The sequence below is a fragment of the Blautia sp. DFI.9.10 genome, assembly GCF_024461705.1.
GTDB classification, from domain to species: domain Bacteria; phylum Bacillota; class Clostridia; order Lachnospirales; family Lachnospiraceae; genus Blautia_A; species Blautia_A fusiformis.
In genome coordinates, this window is record NZ_JANGAA010000006.1 from 64,733 (window position 1) to 81,832 (window position 17,100).

Below are 17,100 nucleotides of genomic sequence, written 5' to 3' on the forward strand. Positions count from 1 at the left end.
AAATTCAATGCCTATTTTTCTGCCGGTGCATAATCCGGGATCTGATTATGGTATGCCACCTCCTGGCCGTTGGGATCCAGAATATGCATTTCCTCATAAAACTCTTCTGTGAGAAGATCCATTTCCTTACGATTCTCTGTTTTTACATAATATAATGCCAGATACGGATTAGGGCCATGCTCAATGACCTTCTCTCCTTCCTGATAAAAGATCCAGGGCTTTTCCACCTGTTCTTTCTCTCCCAGCCGGACTGCCGCAGACTGATCTTCGATGGTAAGAAGCCTTCCCTGAAAATAAATGACAGCTCCACAGCACTGTGGTTTATGAACATCGTGTTCTGCAAGCATTTTTTCCAGTTTATCCGGATCATAGAGAGATGCAAGAAGAAGCTCTTCCATATTAAAGCCATAGACCATATCGGTCAATTCATGCTCATATCCGAAAAATCGTGCGGCGATCTCGCAGACCTGGATACCTTCTCCCGGCTTCCAGAAAAACTGCATGGAAAGGGCTCCGTCTTTCTGACCGGTTCTGTCCGCATATGCCTGAAGAAGTTCTGTGGCAGGCTTTTCAACTTTTGACAATAATCTGGAAGGATACACATTTCTTGTGCTGATGGGGATCTCACCTTTGGCAACAAATGTCTTTTCACGGTCTGCAATACTGATCACATGGACTTTTCCATGCCGCACCCAGGTCATCATATTGAATTCATAGCCATCGTTATATTCTTCCACCAAAATCTCCGGCATATCAGAAAATCCTGCTGTTTTTTCTGCCCCGTTTATCAGCTCCTCCAGATCTTCGGATATATAGATCCCGCGGGAGCCGTATTTATCCAGTGGCTTGCTGACCACCGGATAGCGAAGTCCCTCAAGCAGCTCTTTCAGCTGAGTTCTTTTGGACCTGTCTTTAAAATATGCGATCGGGATTTTTCGAAAGCCCGGAGTGGGAAGTCCCAGTTCAGTAAGCAGTGCTCTGGTCGCTGATTTATCACGATACCAGGGAAGCTGCTCCGGTTTCAGATAACAGGGGATTCCTGCCCGGTCCGCGATCTTTACCATACATTCCAGAAGAAGGTCGGAAAAGGATGTGATGATCCCATCGATCTCTTTTTCTCGGCAGAGACAGGCGATCCGTTCCGTATCTGTTACCGGGATCTGAAATGCCTCATCTGCAAATTTTCTTGCCGGACCATCCGGATATCCGTCACAGACAATGGTGTAGTATCCTTTTTCGCGGGCCTTCTGCACCAGCTGCTCAAATTCTCCCAACGTTCCCAGTATCAGCAATCTGTGTTTCATGATTCCGTTTCCTCCCATTCTCTTATGGAATCCGCGATATACTGCATTTCTTCTGCCCCGTATCTCTGGTCACAGGGAAGCGGCAGCACATTGGCAGCCCAGTCATATTCCATGGTATCCCTGTCAAATTCTTCCAGGATATTGCGCCAGTTTGTCGGTACAAAAATCTTCCGGCCTGCCAGCCAGTGTCGAAGCTCCAATCCGTTCTTATGATAATACGGATAGGCAAACGGTCCCTCCGGCACCTCCCCTGTAAAAGCATTCCTTGAAGGAAGAAGCTGCGACAGCAGACGGTAGTTCTGTTCTCTTCTTGCTTTGATACCGGAATAATCCATAGTCCTGAGGAGGTTTCCGGTCAGACGGGACATTCGGCGGATCTCCATCTCATGATAATTTGCTGCATTATCCAGCATTTTCTGATAGAAGGTTCCGGCATCATATTCATAACGTCCCAGAATATGCTCCATTCTTCCCATGGAATGGTCCAGAGGCTTCTTTTCCGGTTCCAGTTCCGCATCGGTAGACAGATATGCTCCGTCACTGACTCCGAGAAATTTTCTGCAGGAGTACAGAGTGTCCACACCCGGCAGCGGCTTCTGAAAAAACGCATGCGTATGATCCACAATGATATTTCCATAGATTTTTTTATATTTCCGGATCTTATCATCGGTAAGCTGGCCATAATAATTTACCAGATACAGATATTCTCCTTCCGGAAGAGTTCTCTCCTCAAGAACCGGATGCAACCCTTCATCCATATGATAAAATTCGATTTCTGCCCCGGACCTCTCACAGGCACCGGTTACGGAATCGCAGAGAAAAAATGGCAGGTAGATCTTTTTGCACCTGCGTGCTTCCATCAGCCACAAAAGCGCTGTTCTTCCGAGATTCACGCCGCAGAGATCCGGATAGTATTCCTGTCCCGCCGGTTCTTCCAGTTCCAGATAGCCGCCGATCTCTTTTTTCATCAGTCTGTCTCCTCCTGACGGATCACATAGTGCGGCATCTTTTTGGCCTCATTGAGAATATTCATGAGATAAATACCGATGATCCCGATTGAAAGCAATGTCAGTCCGAAAAATGCCAGCATCACAAGCATCAGAGATGTCCAGCCTTCCACTGAGATCCCGCACAGAAAATATCTCACCAGATAATAGATCCCCAGTAAAAAGCTTACCAGAAAACTGGCAATGCCGATGTTTCGCACCATAAGCAACGGAAATGCCGTATGGGCAGTAATATCATAGATGAGATCCTTCACAAGACGGCGAAAAGAATATCCGCTCTTTCCATATGCACGTGCTGCATGCTGCACCGGAACATTGATGATACGGTTGGAGCTTAAAACCAGAAGATTTCCGATCTGCGGAAGATATGTATTGGTCTTCAGCATGGCTTCCACCAGAAACCGGCGGATCAGTCGATAACTGGTGATCTGAAGGTTCGGATCCTTGCCGAGCATTTTGGAAGTTGCCCATACAGACAGCTTTGTGCCCAGCTTCCGGATCAGATTATGCTTACGTCCTTCATAGCTTGCAATGATCACATCCACATCGTCACGTTCCTTCATTACATTGATCATTTTGGGGAGCTCCTCAGGCTGATGCTGAAGGTCATCATCCATAGTTACGATGAACTCTCCCTTTGCGTGGGCAAATCCGCACAGAAGCGCAGGATGCTGTCCGAAATTCCTTGCCATCTGGATGATCTTGACACGGGGATCTTTTTCCCGGAGTTCTTGCATAACCGCAAAAGACCGGTCCCTGGACCCGTCATCTACAAGGATCAGTTCAAATTCTTCTTTTATCGTTTCACGGAATACTTTTTCCAGACGGGTGTACAGTTCCTGCAGCGTATGTTCTGAATTGTATACAGGAACAACCACTGAATATAAACACATATCGTTTTTCCTCTCTTTTGTATCAATTGACACTTATCGTTTAATCTTATCATTTTCATTTCCTGTTGTAAACCGTTACATTGTTCAAACATTTTCTTGCATAAACCTGCCGGATGATATATATTGATTATCAGTCTATGATAATCGCATTTATGATATGGAGGAAACATGACAAAAATCAAAGATTATATTCAGCTTCATCTGAATATCCTGCTGTTTTCTCTTACCAGCGTTTTTTCCAAGCTTGCATCGGTTTATTACAATAAAGAAGGGCTTCATAGTCCTCTTCTCTATGTATTTCTTTTTCTTATGATCGCAAACTGTGGGATCTACGCCATTGCATGGCAGCAGGTGATCAAAAAATTTTCCCTTTCCACGGCCTACGCCAACAAAAGCGTCTATCTTCTGTGGTCCCAGGTATGGGCTGTGATCATTTTTCACGAAAATCTTTCGCTTCAGAACATCATCGGCATCCTGATCGTTCTGATCGGAGTCTGGATGGTGCAGAGATATGAATAGAACGTTTATGCTGATCATGCTGGCAGGAACCTTTTTTTCGGCAATTTCCCAGGTACTTCTGAAGCAGAGTGCCAATATGGAATACAAAAATCCCCTCCGGGAATATCTGAACTGGAGGGTGATCCTGGCCTATGGTATCTTTTTTGGAGTGTTGCTCCTGAATACCTGGTGCTACACCAAAGTGGATATGAAATTCGGACCGGTGATTGATACTGCCGCCTATGTTTTTGTCCTGCTGTTTTCCTGGCGGATCCTGAAAGAAAAGATTTCCCGCGGAAAGATCATCGGAAATCTGATCATCATCCTGGGAATCCTTGTTTATACCTTATGATCATAAAAATGCCGGCAGCTTTATGTTCGCTGCCGGCATTTTTTTATTTTTTCTTATTTGCTGCGGATACAGTTGTGTATACACCATCTTCATCGAATGTATAGCTCTTTCCGTTTTTCTCAATAGTACAGTTTTTGTACATGATTCCTGTTTCCGGATCAAAATAATATCTCTTTCCGTCCAGTTTGAGCCAGCCTCTCTGCATCTTTCCATTGGAGCCAAAATAATAGGTATGGCTTTCATTGTTTCCGCTCCATGTATAGAATACCTTTTTGACCATAACGCCGTCACCGCCAAAATAATATACATCATTCCTGCTGTTCATGTACCGCACATGTCTCATCATGTATCCGTATTTGGCCTGAAAATAATAATAGTTCTTTCCAACCTTTTTCATGCCTTTTAATGCATGTCCGTTTTTGTCAAAATAATATTTTTTCTCCTTATAGGTGATCCAAGTATTTTTCACAAGGACTCCATTTTTGTCTACATATCTGGAAATATTCTTGGAATCCCTGATCAGCTTTGAACGGCACATTCCTGCGGTCTTATGGATATAATATTTCTTATTTTTCACCTGAACCCAGCCGTATTTTTTGACACCATTGACATAATAAAATTTCTTTCCGTTCTCTGTTGCCCAGCCGGTTTTTCCTTTATAGTTGCTGGTATCCGGTCTGGTGGATGCCTTGTATCCGGTCTGTGCATGCCATCTGGATGTGATGATCTTGGTATAATCAACATAACCGAAGTCAATATCTACAGTAGAATAAGACGGGATTCCCGCAACCAGACCCTTGGTGGTATTCAGATATCCGCCACCGTCACCATCGGTGGACTGCCAGATGGTATATTTGTACTTTTTCTTGTCAGGAGCCGGAATCGTATCACCATACCGCGCAAGCCATACATCATAACCTGTCATCTTGCTCCAGTCAAGCTTGTTGTCATACCAGTCTGTATTGCAGTAGATCATTGGATGATATCCGGCTTTTTTTACCTCATTGCAGAAGGTCTTTGCCAGATCTGCGATCTGTGATGCGGAAAGATTGCGCATCTGATCATATTCAATGTCATAAACCACCGGATAGGATACTTTATATCCATCCATTTTACGGATAGCAAGCTGCGCTTCCTTCAGTGCCTGCTGTGTGTTCAGCGCAAGGCTGTACACATAGGTTCCTGTCGGAACTCCTGCCTTCTCTGCCTGTTTCATGTTGTAATCATATGTCTTATCCAGATGATTCAGACCATAGGAGATCCTGACAAAAGCAAAATCTACATTAGATTTTTTGACCTGGCTCCAGTTGATGGTATCCTGCCACTCAGAAACATCGATTCCACGTGTGACAGCACCTTCCAGCTTCTGGCCGCTTCCGTTATAGCAGACACCGTTGATCTTCTTCCAGGCCTTTGAACTTACCCTGGAATTCTGTGTTGCCTTCCCGCTGGGGACCTTTTCTTCCTCAGCAACTGCCTCGCTTCGGTCTACGCCTCCGCCGCCCATGGCCATCGCTGTAGTTCCCATTGTTCCTATTCCCAGCAGTGCTGCCATACAGCCTGCCACCAGCCATTTCTTCCAGTTTTTCATTTTAGTTTCCTTCCATAAATTATGTTGTTTATTTGTGCATGACTTTTATTATACATATGAAAAAATGGAAAGTAAAGCCATATATGGAAAAAGACCGATGTCAGCTTCATACAGCTGAACATCGGTCTTCAGTTATTCTATATATTTCTTTCTGGTACTGTTCGGTAAAGATCACGGAACTTCCGGGTCTGTAGGATCAAAGTTTCCGGCTCCACGGAAGGTTGCCAGCGGTCTGCGGCCTAACGGTCCCTTGAAGGATTCATTGTTAACGTAATTTCCGCTGCTGTAAATGTGGATCGTAGAACCGTTACAGTTCTCAAATACCCACTTCGCATCAGCCACACAGGTACGGATACATCCGTGAGATGCAGGCTGACCAAGCTTCAGGTACTCGCCTGCCGGAAGATTATAAACACTCCTGGTCGATCCGGCTACGGAATGGATAAAGATTCCTCCCTGTCCGCATCCGTCAACATGTGTTCCATACTGTCCCCAGGACGGTCCCATCAGTGGCTGCCATCTCAGACTGCGGGTCAGTCTGTATGTACCATCCCATGTAGGTGTTCCGGAGAGACCTACAGAAACACGGATTGTCTTAACAGGAATCGTCTTGCTACTATTTGTGTATACAGTCATAACACCGTTGGTCTTATCAACCTCCAGGTAATATGGTCCTCCGTAAATACTGGAAACATCATTGCGGCGGTAACCATCCTTATCAAAGTAATACAGTTTTCCATCGATCCATCTGCTTGTATTGGTCAGATACTTGGAACCGCTGTCCGGATCGATATATTTGACCTGATCATAGTAATCGCTGACGATCACCCAGCCGGTGGAAAAACGTCCCTGGCTGTCCAGATAACCATTTACGGAACCACGCTTCATGGATTTATTTGTCACAACGGTATAGTTCTGCAGATAGTACCAGTATTTACCTACCTTCTGCCAGCCTGACTTTTTCAGAACACCGTTGCCGCCTGCATAATACCACTTATTCTGGTAACGGATCAATGTACTCTTGTACATCCAGCCTCTGTGCGCATTGGCATCTGATGTTGCAAAGAAATAGTATTTTTTGCCGATCTTTGTTTTTCCTGTTGCAAGCTGTCCTGTGCTATTAAAGTAATAGCTCTTTTTGGAGGACTTGTTTGTTATCATCTGGCTCTTATAATGGTTTCCGTTTTTGTCAAAGTAAAACCATCCGAAGAACTGGCCTTTTGCGTCGGTCACCTTCTGCCAGCCATATTTTTCAACAACTTTTCCTGCTGTGCTTCCGAAATAATAAATCTTGTTGGATGCACCCGGGCAGCCATGCCAGCAGTTCTTCCAGGAAACTCTCTGGCCATTGCCTCCGAAATAATATCTGCTGCCTTTATACTTCACAAGTTTTTTTGTAATGATGCGGCCCTTGCTGTCTGAAACATAATATGCGTTATTCTGCGCCTTCGCCATTGTATTCGTCATAACATAGCCGCTGGCATTCAGCATATATCGATATTTCTTGGACATTACAGGTGATACATAAACTCCATGTTTCATGATCTGTCCACGTGTGGCAGCCTTCGGACTACAATAGATAAAACGTTTTTGATTTTTGCTGTTTAAAACATATGTCCATCCGCCATAAAAAAGCTTTCCTGGAATCTCTCCTGCCTTTGATGCCGGCTGGAAGTAATACTGATATGTTGTGGAACCGGTTGTCAGCTTCAGGATTCCTGTTCGCGGTTTTCCGTTACGCATCAGTGTATAATAAGCATTTCCGATCTTTTTGATCTTGCCTACAAGGTTCTGAGCCTCTATGGATTTGTAATCACCCTGGGAATTATAATAGCGGAAAACAGTTCCTGTCCATAACCAGTAATTTCTCTTCTGCTGGCCAAGATTGGATGTCCACGGTGTGATTGCTTTTCCGGTGGAATCCGAATACAGGGAAGCTTTGGAGTTTTCGAGGAAATACCATTCTGTCTTCTGTGTTCCGGTATAACCTGCTGCACCTGGCTCACGGGTCATACGGCCGGTTACCAGATATCCGTCTTCATTAAAAAGATAATATCCCACATGTCCGTTGGTATTGATCTTAAGAAGACCATCCTGCGCAGTAAAATAATTATCTTCGATGGAACCTGTTTCTGATACCTGAGAAGCGTTCCCTTCATCCTGGGCAAGAGTCTCTGCGTTATCTACGCTCTCTGATGTTTCGACTGCCGTCTCTGTTTCTGCGGGTGCTGTCTCTTCGGATGTCTCCTCTGCAGACACTACATCTGCGGATGCTGTCTCTGCAGAAGCTTCTGCTGCGGATACTTCCTCTGTAGAAACTTCTTCTGCTGCAGTCTCCTGCTCTCCTTCTGCTGACTCATTCTGGAGTACCTGAGCCTGCTCACTCTCTGCTGCACCTTCCGGAAGCTCTTCAGTCTGCTGTACCTCCTGTGCTGCTGCAGCTGTTTCATCAACTGTTGTTTTCTGCTCTTCTTCGCTGCTTTCTGCAGGATCCTCAGAAGCTTTTCCCTCCGGAGCTGCAGATGCAGCAACCTTCTTTTTGCGGAGTCTGTAAAAACCGTTTGCAGAAACCCAGTCACTTGTCTTGGCAACGACTACACCGTTTACCAGTGATGCTCCGGTAGCAGAAATTTCCTCTGCCTTGTTGTTCTCTACTTTGTTCTGTACTGCGGTATCTGCTGACGGTGCATCCAGCTCCTGTGCATCACCTGCACTGAAATCATCGCCCGGATCTGTACTGTCTTCTGTTGTCGCATCCGGTGCTTCTGTAGCCTCCGGTGCTTCTGTAGTTTCCGGTGTCTCTGTAATCTCCGGTGTTTCTATAACATCCGGTGTCTCTGCGGGGTTCTCCGGTGCAACAGGTGTTTCTTCTGAACTGTCTGTACTGTCAGTACTACCTGTCTGATCCTCTTCTGTCTCCGGCTGCTGTACAGTCGTTTCCGCTTCATCACTGAATACATCCTCAGCCGGATTGCCGGCTGTCTCTGCTGCCATCTGCACGTCTGTACTTCCCAAAGCCGCAGCGCCGGCTTCCAGAGTTCCGCCCATGCATAATGTCAGACTGAGAAAAATTGCCACAACTCTTCTCTTCACAATAATCCCTCCTGATCATGCTGCTGTAAATAATTATTGTATCTGTTACGTATCATTCGCCCAGTCCGCCTTCGATAAGAGCCACAAGCGCATCTATCGCAGCCTGTTCATCCTCACCCTCGCAGACCAGTGTGATCTCATCCCCGCTTTTAACACATGCACCCAGAACACTCAGAACACTTTTGGCATTCGCTGTACCTCCGGCATACTGAAATGTTATGGACGATTTGTATTTTATTGCCTCGCCGCATAAAAGCCCTGCGGGACGAAGATGAAGCCCTGACGGGTTCCTGACCGTTACCTTATAACTTAACATTGCTGCTGTCTCCCTTTATATTACTTATCCTTCAAGCCTTGTCCAAAGCTGTGATTACTTACTGACTACTGCTGTCTACATTGGAAACCTTGGAGATTTTGATCTCGGCGGTTACATCCTCCAGCAGCTTGTAGCCTTCCGGAAGGCTGATTTTGATCGGTACTTCGTAGCTGCCCTCCTCCCAGTCATCCATGGAAAGTGCTGCTCCTACCGACTTCAGATCAAATTGGGAAAGATCTCCGTCTTCCGCCTGCACCTTCAGTTCAATATCCGCAACTTCAAATGCCAGCTGCAGATCATCAGGCAGACCCTTTACTTTGATATCCTCTGTCGGGAAGCTGTATATCTTACTGCCCTCCGGCAGGATATTGACTGTGATCCAGAGGTCCGTACTGGATCCGGATGTCAGCTTAAGGCCATCCGGAAGAAGTTCTGACAGGTTTACTTTCTTTTCCACGTCATTGCTCTTTCCTGAAATATCCACATTCTCATTGTCTAGATAAATGGTATTTCCCTGAAGTTTCAGATTGTTCAGTGCTTCCTCACTTCCGGCTACGCTGAAAGTCTCCGGTACTGTTGTGACACTATCCACAACATAGCCTTCTGCTGGTTCCCCTGTATATCCCGCACTGATCCGTATATCAGAACGCACCTTCCAGAGCTTTGCCGTGACATTAACCTTTCCGTTGTTGTCAAATTTCAGATAGCTCATGGAATTTGATGAAAGAGTGTCCTGATTCTTATCTGTGATAGTCAGTTCTGCGTCCGTGATCATCGTATCCTGATCGATCCCGTCAAGTTTTGAACTTACATCCACACTCACACTATCTATTTTACCAACCAGAGATTCCGGTCCTGTAATACGGACTTTTTCCGGATTTGCGGTGAGCGAAGCAATCTCCAGCCCCTGTGCCGGCTTGCTGTCATCACTGGTAACATTGATCGCAAATTCTTTGGTCACCTTTTTTTCCAGATGGACACTCAGATTCTGCGGTGATACACTAATGTTTTCCGGCAGTATCCCGGAGCAGGTCGCTGTAATGGGAATCATTACAGGATCTGTATCGGTAGACTGGGCCTGCTGCAGATCCGCAACTGCCTTAATATCACTTGAGGTGAGACGGTTGACTGTCTTCCGATCACCTGTAATATAAACACGTACGGAATTTTCACGGTCATCCTGCATGACCATCTCACCCAGCTGATCCACATAAGCTTCGTTGATGATCTGCACATCTGAGATCACAAAGCCTTTCGTAATGATAGGGTCATCAACATTTACTACGATCAGCCACACCAGGATTCCCACAATAATCGACATGATCTTCAAAGGGATGTTCTTAGTCAGATTTTTCTTCATGTTTCACTCTCCCTTTCAGCAGATTTCTCAGCTTACCGTTGTCAACAACCTTTTTATTCTGAGCAGAAACAAGTACTTCACGAAGCTGCTTGCTGTTAAGCCCTCTGGACAGTTCTCCGCCTCTGGCCACTGAAACCTGTCCTGTCTCTTCCGAAACAATGATCGTAAGAGAATCCGTAGCTTCGCTGATACCCACACCTGCTCTGTGTCTTGTTCCCAGCTGTTTGCTCAGTTCCATATTATCTGAAAGAGGCAGATAGCAGGTTGCTGCTACTACACGGTTCCCACGCACGATCACCGCTCCGTCATGAAGAGGTGTATTATGCTCAAAAATATTGATCAGCAGCTGACTGGTAAGGATACCGTCAATATTGATACCGGTTCTCACATATTCGTCAAGCCGGATCTCTTCCTCGATCACGATCAGTGCTCCGGTCTTAACTTCACCCATATCAAAACAGGCCTTTACCAGTTCGTTGATAGTCTTGTCATTGAAACGCTCCTGCACTTCCCTGCCGGAATCAAAGGGAATAATGTTGGAAACAAACTTCTTCTGTCCCAGCTGCTCCAGCGCCTTCCTCAGCTCCGGCTGAAAGATTACGATCACACCGATCACCAGCACATTAGCCAGGTTCCGGAAGATCCAGAGGATCGTATTCATTTTGAAGATATATGCGACCAGGATAAATCCAAGGACGATCAAAATGCCCTTCAGAAGGGTATATGCACGTGTAAATTTAATCCATGCCATAAACTGATATACAAAAAAGGAAATCAGTCCGATCTCAATGATATCTATCACGCCAAATCCCGGAAGGGAAATCTTCCCCAGATATCCGGCCACAACTGTCAGCACATTCTGCATAAGTCTCCTCCTTTCTTCCTGAGCTATTCCAATCGTTCCTGTTTAAAGATCCTTCAGCGATTCCTCCAGCTGTTTTTCGAAATCGATCTTGTCCAATCCCTGCGGTTTCTCACTTACTGTATTTTCGGAAAACATATCCGGCATCTTTACTGTATGCATTTCGTTCTTCTCAGGAAATACATCATCACTGAAAGACACAACATTGTCTTCTTTTTTTTCTTCTTTTACCGGCTCCGCATTGATCTTTTTGATGCTTCTCTCAGAAGTGGCGACCGTTGCCTTCGGAACGGCTTTTACGTAGTAATAGTACTCATCATCCTCATATTCCAGACGTTCTGTTCTGCTGTAATCTCCGCCAAAAACAAAGAACTCCAGAACAAATCCTGCCAGTACGGAGATCACTGTGGACAGGATCATCGGCACCATGGCTACCGTAATACTAATGCAGAAATCTCCGGCAAGGATAACCAGGATATAGATCACGCCGCCGGCAATGACAGCGATCCTCCATGCATAATCAAACGCCCGTGTTCTCAGAAGGTTCACAAACAGGATCACTACCACAAACGCGATCACTGTGATCCACATTGCCCAGTTGTGGACAAGTCCGTCAGAGATCAGCTTCAGTTTTTCTGTGATCTCTGCGGCAGGATCACTGAGTGCCGCCGACTGTGCATGTACAAACCGTATAAAATAATAGATCACAACACCGCATCCGGCCGGAAGCGCTGACAATGCACTACCCAGCAGGCCTGCTCCGATCGGCATAAGTGCAGGAACACCAAATCCGAAGGAAAGTGGTGTAAGGATCATTGCAAGATTCTGTGACCTGCTGAATCTTAGGAACAGGATCAGCATAAACAGAATAAGAAGCAGCATAAATCCTGCCGTTTCGATCCCGACTGCATAACAGTGCCCGATCATCAACGCAAATCCCATAAACATCATCACGGAAACCGGAAGGATCGAACATACAAGCGCCAGGATCAGGACAACAAAAATATTATCCAGCTGTTTCATGTAGCCCATATTGCTGTTGATCCAGAGAAAATAGGCAAATGCCAGAACAAACTTCAGGACCGGCAGTATATATACTTCATATTGTCCGTAAAATCTTTTGATATTCTGTTTGATCTCAAGTAAAGCTGTCATTTTCTATGTCCTCCTGCATTTCTCCGGACCGGATTTCTTTTTTCCTCCCGCCCGTAGATTTTTTCCAGTCTTGTAAGATCCTGATAATATTCCCTGACACTTTTTTTTGCCCGGAAATATTTCACAGAATACTGGATGTAGGTCAGTATCGAATATACAACAAGCACGATCAGATAACCGACGATGATATAGATCCCAACCTCGACCAGATTAATCTTATTCACATTATCCATAAGATATTCGCTGAAATATGCGGCAACGCCTGCAAGTCCCAATATATATCCGATCGTTACCAGAAAAAAGTTTCTGATCAGTGCAAGTCCAATATAATCACTTCGATAATATCTGCTCACCGGAAGATACTTCCTGCCTTCTCCATGCTCATACATGGCCAGACGGTTCATGATCTTCACTTTTTCTTCATTTACCATAAAAATAACTCCTCATAAGCTTTCTTTATCAGGAAAATCCCCGATATATGATCTGCATTACGCTTTCCATACAGTTATACTGTTTAACTGCAATCAAATTTATTGTAGCATAGTTCCATACCTATGAAAAGTGTTTTTTCGGCTGTTTCATGCCCTTCCTGCGCATATTGTCAGAAAATAAACTTTCTCTGCACCGGCCTCAAGAAGACACATTGCCATGGCATCTGCCGTACTTCCTGTTGTGTATACATCATCCACCACAAGTACAGAAAAACCCGGGATCTTTTCGGTTACCTGATATGCATTTTTCAGGTTCTGACGCCTCTGTATGGCATTAAGTTTTTTCTGAGATCTTGTGCTTCGTATCTTCTTTACCAGATGCTCATTCCATGGGATCCCCGTAAGAACACTGAGCCTTTCTGCCAGATATGCTGCCTGGTTAAAACCTCTCATCCTTTTTTTTCTGGGATGCAGAGGAACGGGAACGATCAGATCAGGCTTCCACCGTTCCAGATATTTTTTTCCGAAGACGCTCATTGCCTTTGCATAAAAATCCCCATATTCCCGACATCCGTAATACTTAAATCGTACCAGAGACTGTCTCCAGACCTCTCCGTACCAGAAAATACTTCTGCCCTCCGTAAAATGATGGGCACCCTTGCGGCAATCTTCACAGTATTCCTCTTCCATTTTTACCGGTCTTCCGCATTTCATACACCTGGGACCGGATATAGGCCTGACCTTTCCGGAACACTCCGGACAGATCAGCCGGTCTTTTTCTTTCAGTATCTGATGACACAGCGGGCATTTTTTCGGGTAAAGCATGTCCAGTAAAAAATCTGCTGTTTTTTTCAAGAAAGTCCTTTCTCCCCGATGGCGCTCTCCTTCTGTTCAGATTCATCCAGCTCCCGGATCCGTCTGTCCAGAGAGCTGTATCTCTGCTGCTGTTTTTCATTACGGATCATCTCCGCAAAAGTGGTCTCGCTGCCTACTACGGTAACACATTTTCTGGCTCTGGTCACTGCTGTATACAGAAGATTCCGATTCATCAGCATCCTTGGTCCGGAAAGGATCGGAAGGATCACTGCCGGATATTCTGAGCCCTGGGACTTATGTATGGTCACTGCATAGGCAAGTTCCAGTTCCTCAAGCTGTTTGAAGGAATATTCTGCCTGTCTGCCATCCTCAAATTCCACGGTGGCCGTTTCCGCAAATTCATTGATCTCCGTCATAATACCGGTATCTCCATTAAACACGCCCACACCTTTATCCACAGGAATCTTGTATCGTCCAAGGATTTCCCACTCCAGCTGGTAATTGTTCTTCACCTGCATCACCTTATCCCCTTCACGGAAAAGGCGCTGTCCGATCTCTTTCTCCTTTTTCTTTTCATCCGGCGGGTTCAGATATCTCTGAAGTATCTGGTTCAGCCGCTCCACACCTAAAAGTCCCTTACGCATAGGCGTGAGCACCTGGATCTCATAGGGCTTTGCATCTACATAACGCGGAAGCTTCTCCTGGATCAGTGCGATCACCACACGGATAATGATGTCCGCGTCATATCTTTTCAGAAAAAAGAAATCCCGGCTCTTGTTATTGATGGTCACCTGCTCGCCCCGGTTGATCTTATGTGCATTCACCACAATATCACTTTCAGATGCCTGGCGGAAAATCTTTTTCAACTCTACTACCGGAAAACAGCCGCTGCGGATAATATCCCTCAGAACATTTCCCGGGCCTACACTGGGAAGCTGATTTTCATCACCTACCAGGATCAGTCTGGTCCCTGCTGTCACTGCAAGAAGCAATGAATGCATCAGTGCGATATCTACCATGGACATCTCATCAATGATGATCACATCCGCTTCCAGCGGATTCTCCGAATTCCTGTCAAAATGAACTGCACGGCCTTCCTGCTCTTCCTCCGGCATTCCATTCAGCTCCAGAAGTCTGTGGATCGTCTGAGCCTCGTATCCGGTAGCCTCTGTCATTCGCTTGGCTGCACGGCCGGTGGGAGCTGCAAGCCGCAGCTCAGCGCCTTCCTCTTCAAAATAACGGATAATCGCATTGATCGTTGTAGTCTTTCCGGTTCCCGGCCCGCCGGTCAGAATGAACAGACCATGACTGGCAGCTGCCGCCACTGCCTGTTTCTGCATTTCATCTAACCGGGTTCCTGTCTCCTTTTCGATCCTGTTGATCCGTTTCTCCATCATCTCCTCATCTTCCGGGCAGAGGATGTTCAGCTCACAGAGCATTCTGGCTGAATTCAGCTCAAGATAATAATATCGTGTGGGATAGACAACTGCACCGTCTTCTGTTTCTTTCAGGATCAGTTTCCGGTCTACTACCATATCCATGAGATGTTTTTCCATGTAGGAGGAATCTACTCCCAAAAGTCCGGATGCCCTGGAAAAAAGTTCCTCCTTCGGGAGATAGATATGGCCTTCTCCTGAAGCCTGTAGGAGAGTATACAACATTCCGCTTCTTATCCTGTAATCTGAATCTGTATGGATCCCGATCCGGGAAGCGATCTCATCTGCGATACGGAATCCCACACCACTGATATCCTCTGCAAGGCGATACGGATTCTCCTGCAGGACTCCATATACAGTCTGCCCATATTTCTGATAGATCTTTGCGCCGAGATTCAGTGATATCCCGTATTTCTGGAGAAAGATCATAGCGCGGCGCATATCTGCTTTCTCCGTCATCTGTTCTGCGATCTCCATGGCCTTTTTTTCGCTGATTCCCTTGATCTCAGCCAGCCGCTCCGGCTCTTCCTCTACAATACGCATAGTATCATCACCGAAACGACGTACGATCCTGGCTGCCAGTGCCGCTCCGATCCCCTTGATCGCACCGGAACCCAGATAACGCTCCATGGCCAGTGCATCCTCCGGCATTTTTTCTACGTAGGAGGCTATCTGAAACTGCTTGCCATACACCGGATGTGTTGTATAATTTCCGGAAGCTTCAATGGCAGCCCCCTGGGTGATCGCAGGAAATGTCCCCACACAGGTCAGTTCCCGTTCCTCTTCCATCCCTTTCAGTACCATGACCGTATATCCATTATCTTCATTTCGGAAGATCACATGATCTATATATCCTGTAACTGTCTCACTCATTTTTTTCTCCATCTGTAAACCTCTGATAACAGCAAAAGGCACTGCAGCTGCAGCGCCTTATCTGTATGAGTTTCCTGCGGCAGTCTCTTCTCTGACCCTGTGCCGTCCGGACGACTCATAACGGTTTACATCCTTGACATGATTTCCGCATATTTTCCTGTTCCTGCAGCCACTACAAGCATTGCATCCTGTACCGTCAGTGTGCTGACTCCTGTTTTCTGCTCGATCAATGCATCCATTCCATGCAGCATGGCACCTCCGCCTGTAAGAACGATTCCTCTGTCCATGATATCTGCCGCCAGCTCTGGCGGTGTTTTCTCAAGAACGCCATGGACTGTCTCCACAATCTGTCCGGTCGTTTCCCGCAAAGCGGTCCGGATCTCCTCAGATGTCAGTGTTGCCACCTTCGGAAGTCCTGTGATGATATTTCTGCCCTTGACCTCCATCGTGCGAAGATCCGCTTCTTCACTGGCTGTTCCGATCTTGATCTTGATATTCTCCGCTGCATCTTCCCCGATAAAGAGGCTGTGCTTCTCACGTACATAATTCATGATCGCATGATCAAAATTATCTCCTGCAACCTTCACAGAAGCGGAAACAACCACTCCCCCTACCGATATGACCGCAACATCCGTGGTCCCTGCACCGATATCCACGATCAGATTACCAAATGGCTTGGTGATATCTACACCTGCACCGATAGCAGCAGCGATGGGCTCGTCCACAAGAAAAACTTCCCTGGCTCCTGACTGATAGGCAGCTTCCTCAATTGCTTTACGCTCAATCTCCGTGATCCCACTCGGAACACTGATGCTGACTCTCGGTTTCCGGAACGCTCTCCGTCCCATAGCCTGTGAAATAAAATATTTCAGCATCTTTTCCATTACATTATAATCTACGATCACACCTCTTCGGATTGGCCAGATCACTTCCATATTGGAAGTCAGATGGCTTGCCATCTGTCTGGCTTCCTCACCGATTGCTCTGATCTTCTCTGTATCTTTATCATAAACAACCACAGAGGGCTCTCTTAAAACGATTCCCTTGCCTGTGGAAAACACCAGACTGTTTCTGGTTCCCAGATCGATTCCAATATCCTTTGCCGGCATAAAT

General features: G+C 46.0%; 15 protein-coding genes. 2 read left to right on the plus strand and 13 right to left on the minus strand.

Translation table 11 applies throughout. The features are described 5' to 3' along the window. Nucleotides 1–11: 11 nt before the first annotated feature. The 3 genes from NE671_RS05470 to NE671_RS05480 are packed head-to-tail and all read right to left on the minus strand — an operon-like array spanning nucleotide 12 to nucleotide 3,204. Complete coding sequence (locus NE671_RS05470; protein WP_015527416.1) at nucleotides 12–1,304, minus strand: ATP-grasp domain-containing protein; 1,293 nt, start codon at nucleotides 1,302–1,304, stop codon at nucleotides 12–14. After that, nucleotides 1,301–2,272 carry a hypothetical protein gene (locus NE671_RS05475; protein WP_021651900.1) on the minus strand — a complete coding sequence of 324 codons (972 nt, stop codon included), beginning with the start codon at nucleotides 2,270–2,272 and terminating at the stop codon, nucleotides 1,301–1,303. The genes NE671_RS05470 and NE671_RS05475 overlap by 4 nt, the downstream gene beginning before the upstream one ends. Further along, complete coding sequence (locus NE671_RS05480) at nucleotides 2,272–3,204, minus strand: glycosyltransferase family 2 protein (protein ID WP_015527419.1); 933 nt, start codon at nucleotides 3,202–3,204, stop codon at nucleotides 2,272–2,274. Before NE671_RS05480 ends, NE671_RS05475 begins: the two co-directional genes overlap by 1 nt. Nucleotides 3,205–3,372: 168 nt before the next feature. On the opposite strand from NE671_RS05480, the gene NE671_RS05485 reads away from it, so the two are divergent. Both NE671_RS05485 and NE671_RS05490 read left to right on the plus strand, forming a co-directional pair. Continuing rightward, nucleotides 3,373–3,723 (plus strand): EamA family transporter, encoded by a 351-nt coding sequence (locus tag NE671_RS05485; RefSeq protein ID WP_015527420.1) that lies wholly within the window; start codon nucleotides 3,373–3,375, stop codon nucleotides 3,721–3,723. Beyond that, nucleotides 3,716–4,054 carry an EamA family transporter gene (locus NE671_RS05490; RefSeq protein WP_015527421.1) on the plus strand — a complete coding sequence of 113 codons (339 nt, stop codon included), beginning with the start codon at nucleotides 3,716–3,718 and terminating at the stop codon, nucleotides 4,052–4,054. Before NE671_RS05485 ends, NE671_RS05490 begins: the two co-directional genes overlap by 8 nt. Before the next feature lie 43 nt (nucleotides 4,055–4,097). Here the strand turns inward: NE671_RS05490 and NE671_RS05495 are convergent, their stop codons facing one another. From NE671_RS05495 to NE671_RS05540, 10 genes are all read right to left on the minus strand, one after another. Further along, nucleotides 4,098–5,645 carry a GH25 family lysozyme gene (locus tag NE671_RS05495; RefSeq protein WP_021651897.1) on the minus strand — a complete coding sequence of 516 codons (1,548 nt, stop codon included), beginning with the start codon at nucleotides 5,643–5,645 and terminating at the stop codon, nucleotides 4,098–4,100. 171 nt (nucleotides 5,646–5,816) lie between these two features. Beyond that, a complete protein-coding gene (locus NE671_RS15920; protein WP_173740718.1) occupies nucleotides 5,817–8,738 on the minus strand; it encodes a L,D-transpeptidase family protein in 2,922 nt (973 codons plus the stop codon). Between the two features lie 52 nt (nucleotides 8,739–8,790). Further along, nucleotides 8,791–9,054, minus strand: coding sequence for an HPr family phosphocarrier protein (locus NE671_RS05505; protein WP_015527424.1), 264 nt, complete (start codon nucleotides 9,052–9,054; stop codon nucleotides 8,791–8,793). A 58-nt stretch (nucleotides 9,055–9,112) separates the two neighbouring features. Then, complete coding sequence (locus NE671_RS05510; protein WP_015527425.1) at nucleotides 9,113–10,414, minus strand: CdaR family protein; 1,302 nt, start codon at nucleotides 10,412–10,414, stop codon at nucleotides 9,113–9,115. After that, nucleotides 10,395–11,279 (minus strand): diadenylate cyclase CdaA, encoded by an 885-nt coding sequence (gene cdaA / locus NE671_RS05515; protein WP_015527426.1) that lies wholly within the window; start codon nucleotides 11,277–11,279, stop codon nucleotides 10,395–10,397. Before cdaA ends, NE671_RS05510 begins: the two co-directional genes overlap by 20 nt. A gap of 42 nt (nucleotides 11,280–11,321) precedes the next feature. After that, a complete protein-coding gene (locus NE671_RS05520) occupies nucleotides 11,322–12,431 on the minus strand; it encodes a hypothetical protein (protein WP_092071964.1) in 1,110 nt (369 codons plus the stop codon). Beyond that, nucleotides 12,428–12,862 carry a hypothetical protein gene (locus NE671_RS05525; RefSeq protein ID WP_015527429.1) on the minus strand — a complete coding sequence of 145 codons (435 nt, stop codon included), beginning with the start codon at nucleotides 12,860–12,862 and terminating at the stop codon, nucleotides 12,428–12,430. The genes NE671_RS05520 and NE671_RS05525 overlap by 4 nt, the downstream gene beginning before the upstream one ends. Before the next feature lie 147 nt (nucleotides 12,863–13,009). Continuing rightward, the gene (locus tag NE671_RS05530; RefSeq protein WP_021651891.1) at nucleotides 13,010–13,717 is read right to left on the minus strand and encodes a ComF family protein; all 708 of its coding nucleotides are present in this window, start codon (nucleotides 13,715–13,717) and stop codon (nucleotides 13,010–13,012) included. Further along, nucleotides 13,714–15,987: an SF1B family DNA helicase RecD2 gene (gene recD2 / locus NE671_RS05535; protein WP_015527431.1), complete on the minus strand. Its 2,274-nt coding sequence runs from the start codon at nucleotides 15,985–15,987 to the stop codon at nucleotides 13,714–13,716. The genes NE671_RS05530 and recD2 overlap by 4 nt, the downstream gene beginning before the upstream one ends. Before the next feature lie 125 nt (nucleotides 15,988–16,112). Beyond that, entirely contained in the window at nucleotides 16,113–17,096 is a 984-nt protein-coding gene (locus NE671_RS05540) for a rod shape-determining protein (RefSeq protein ID WP_015527433.1), read from the minus strand. Nucleotides 17,097–17,100: the final 4 nt, after the last annotated feature.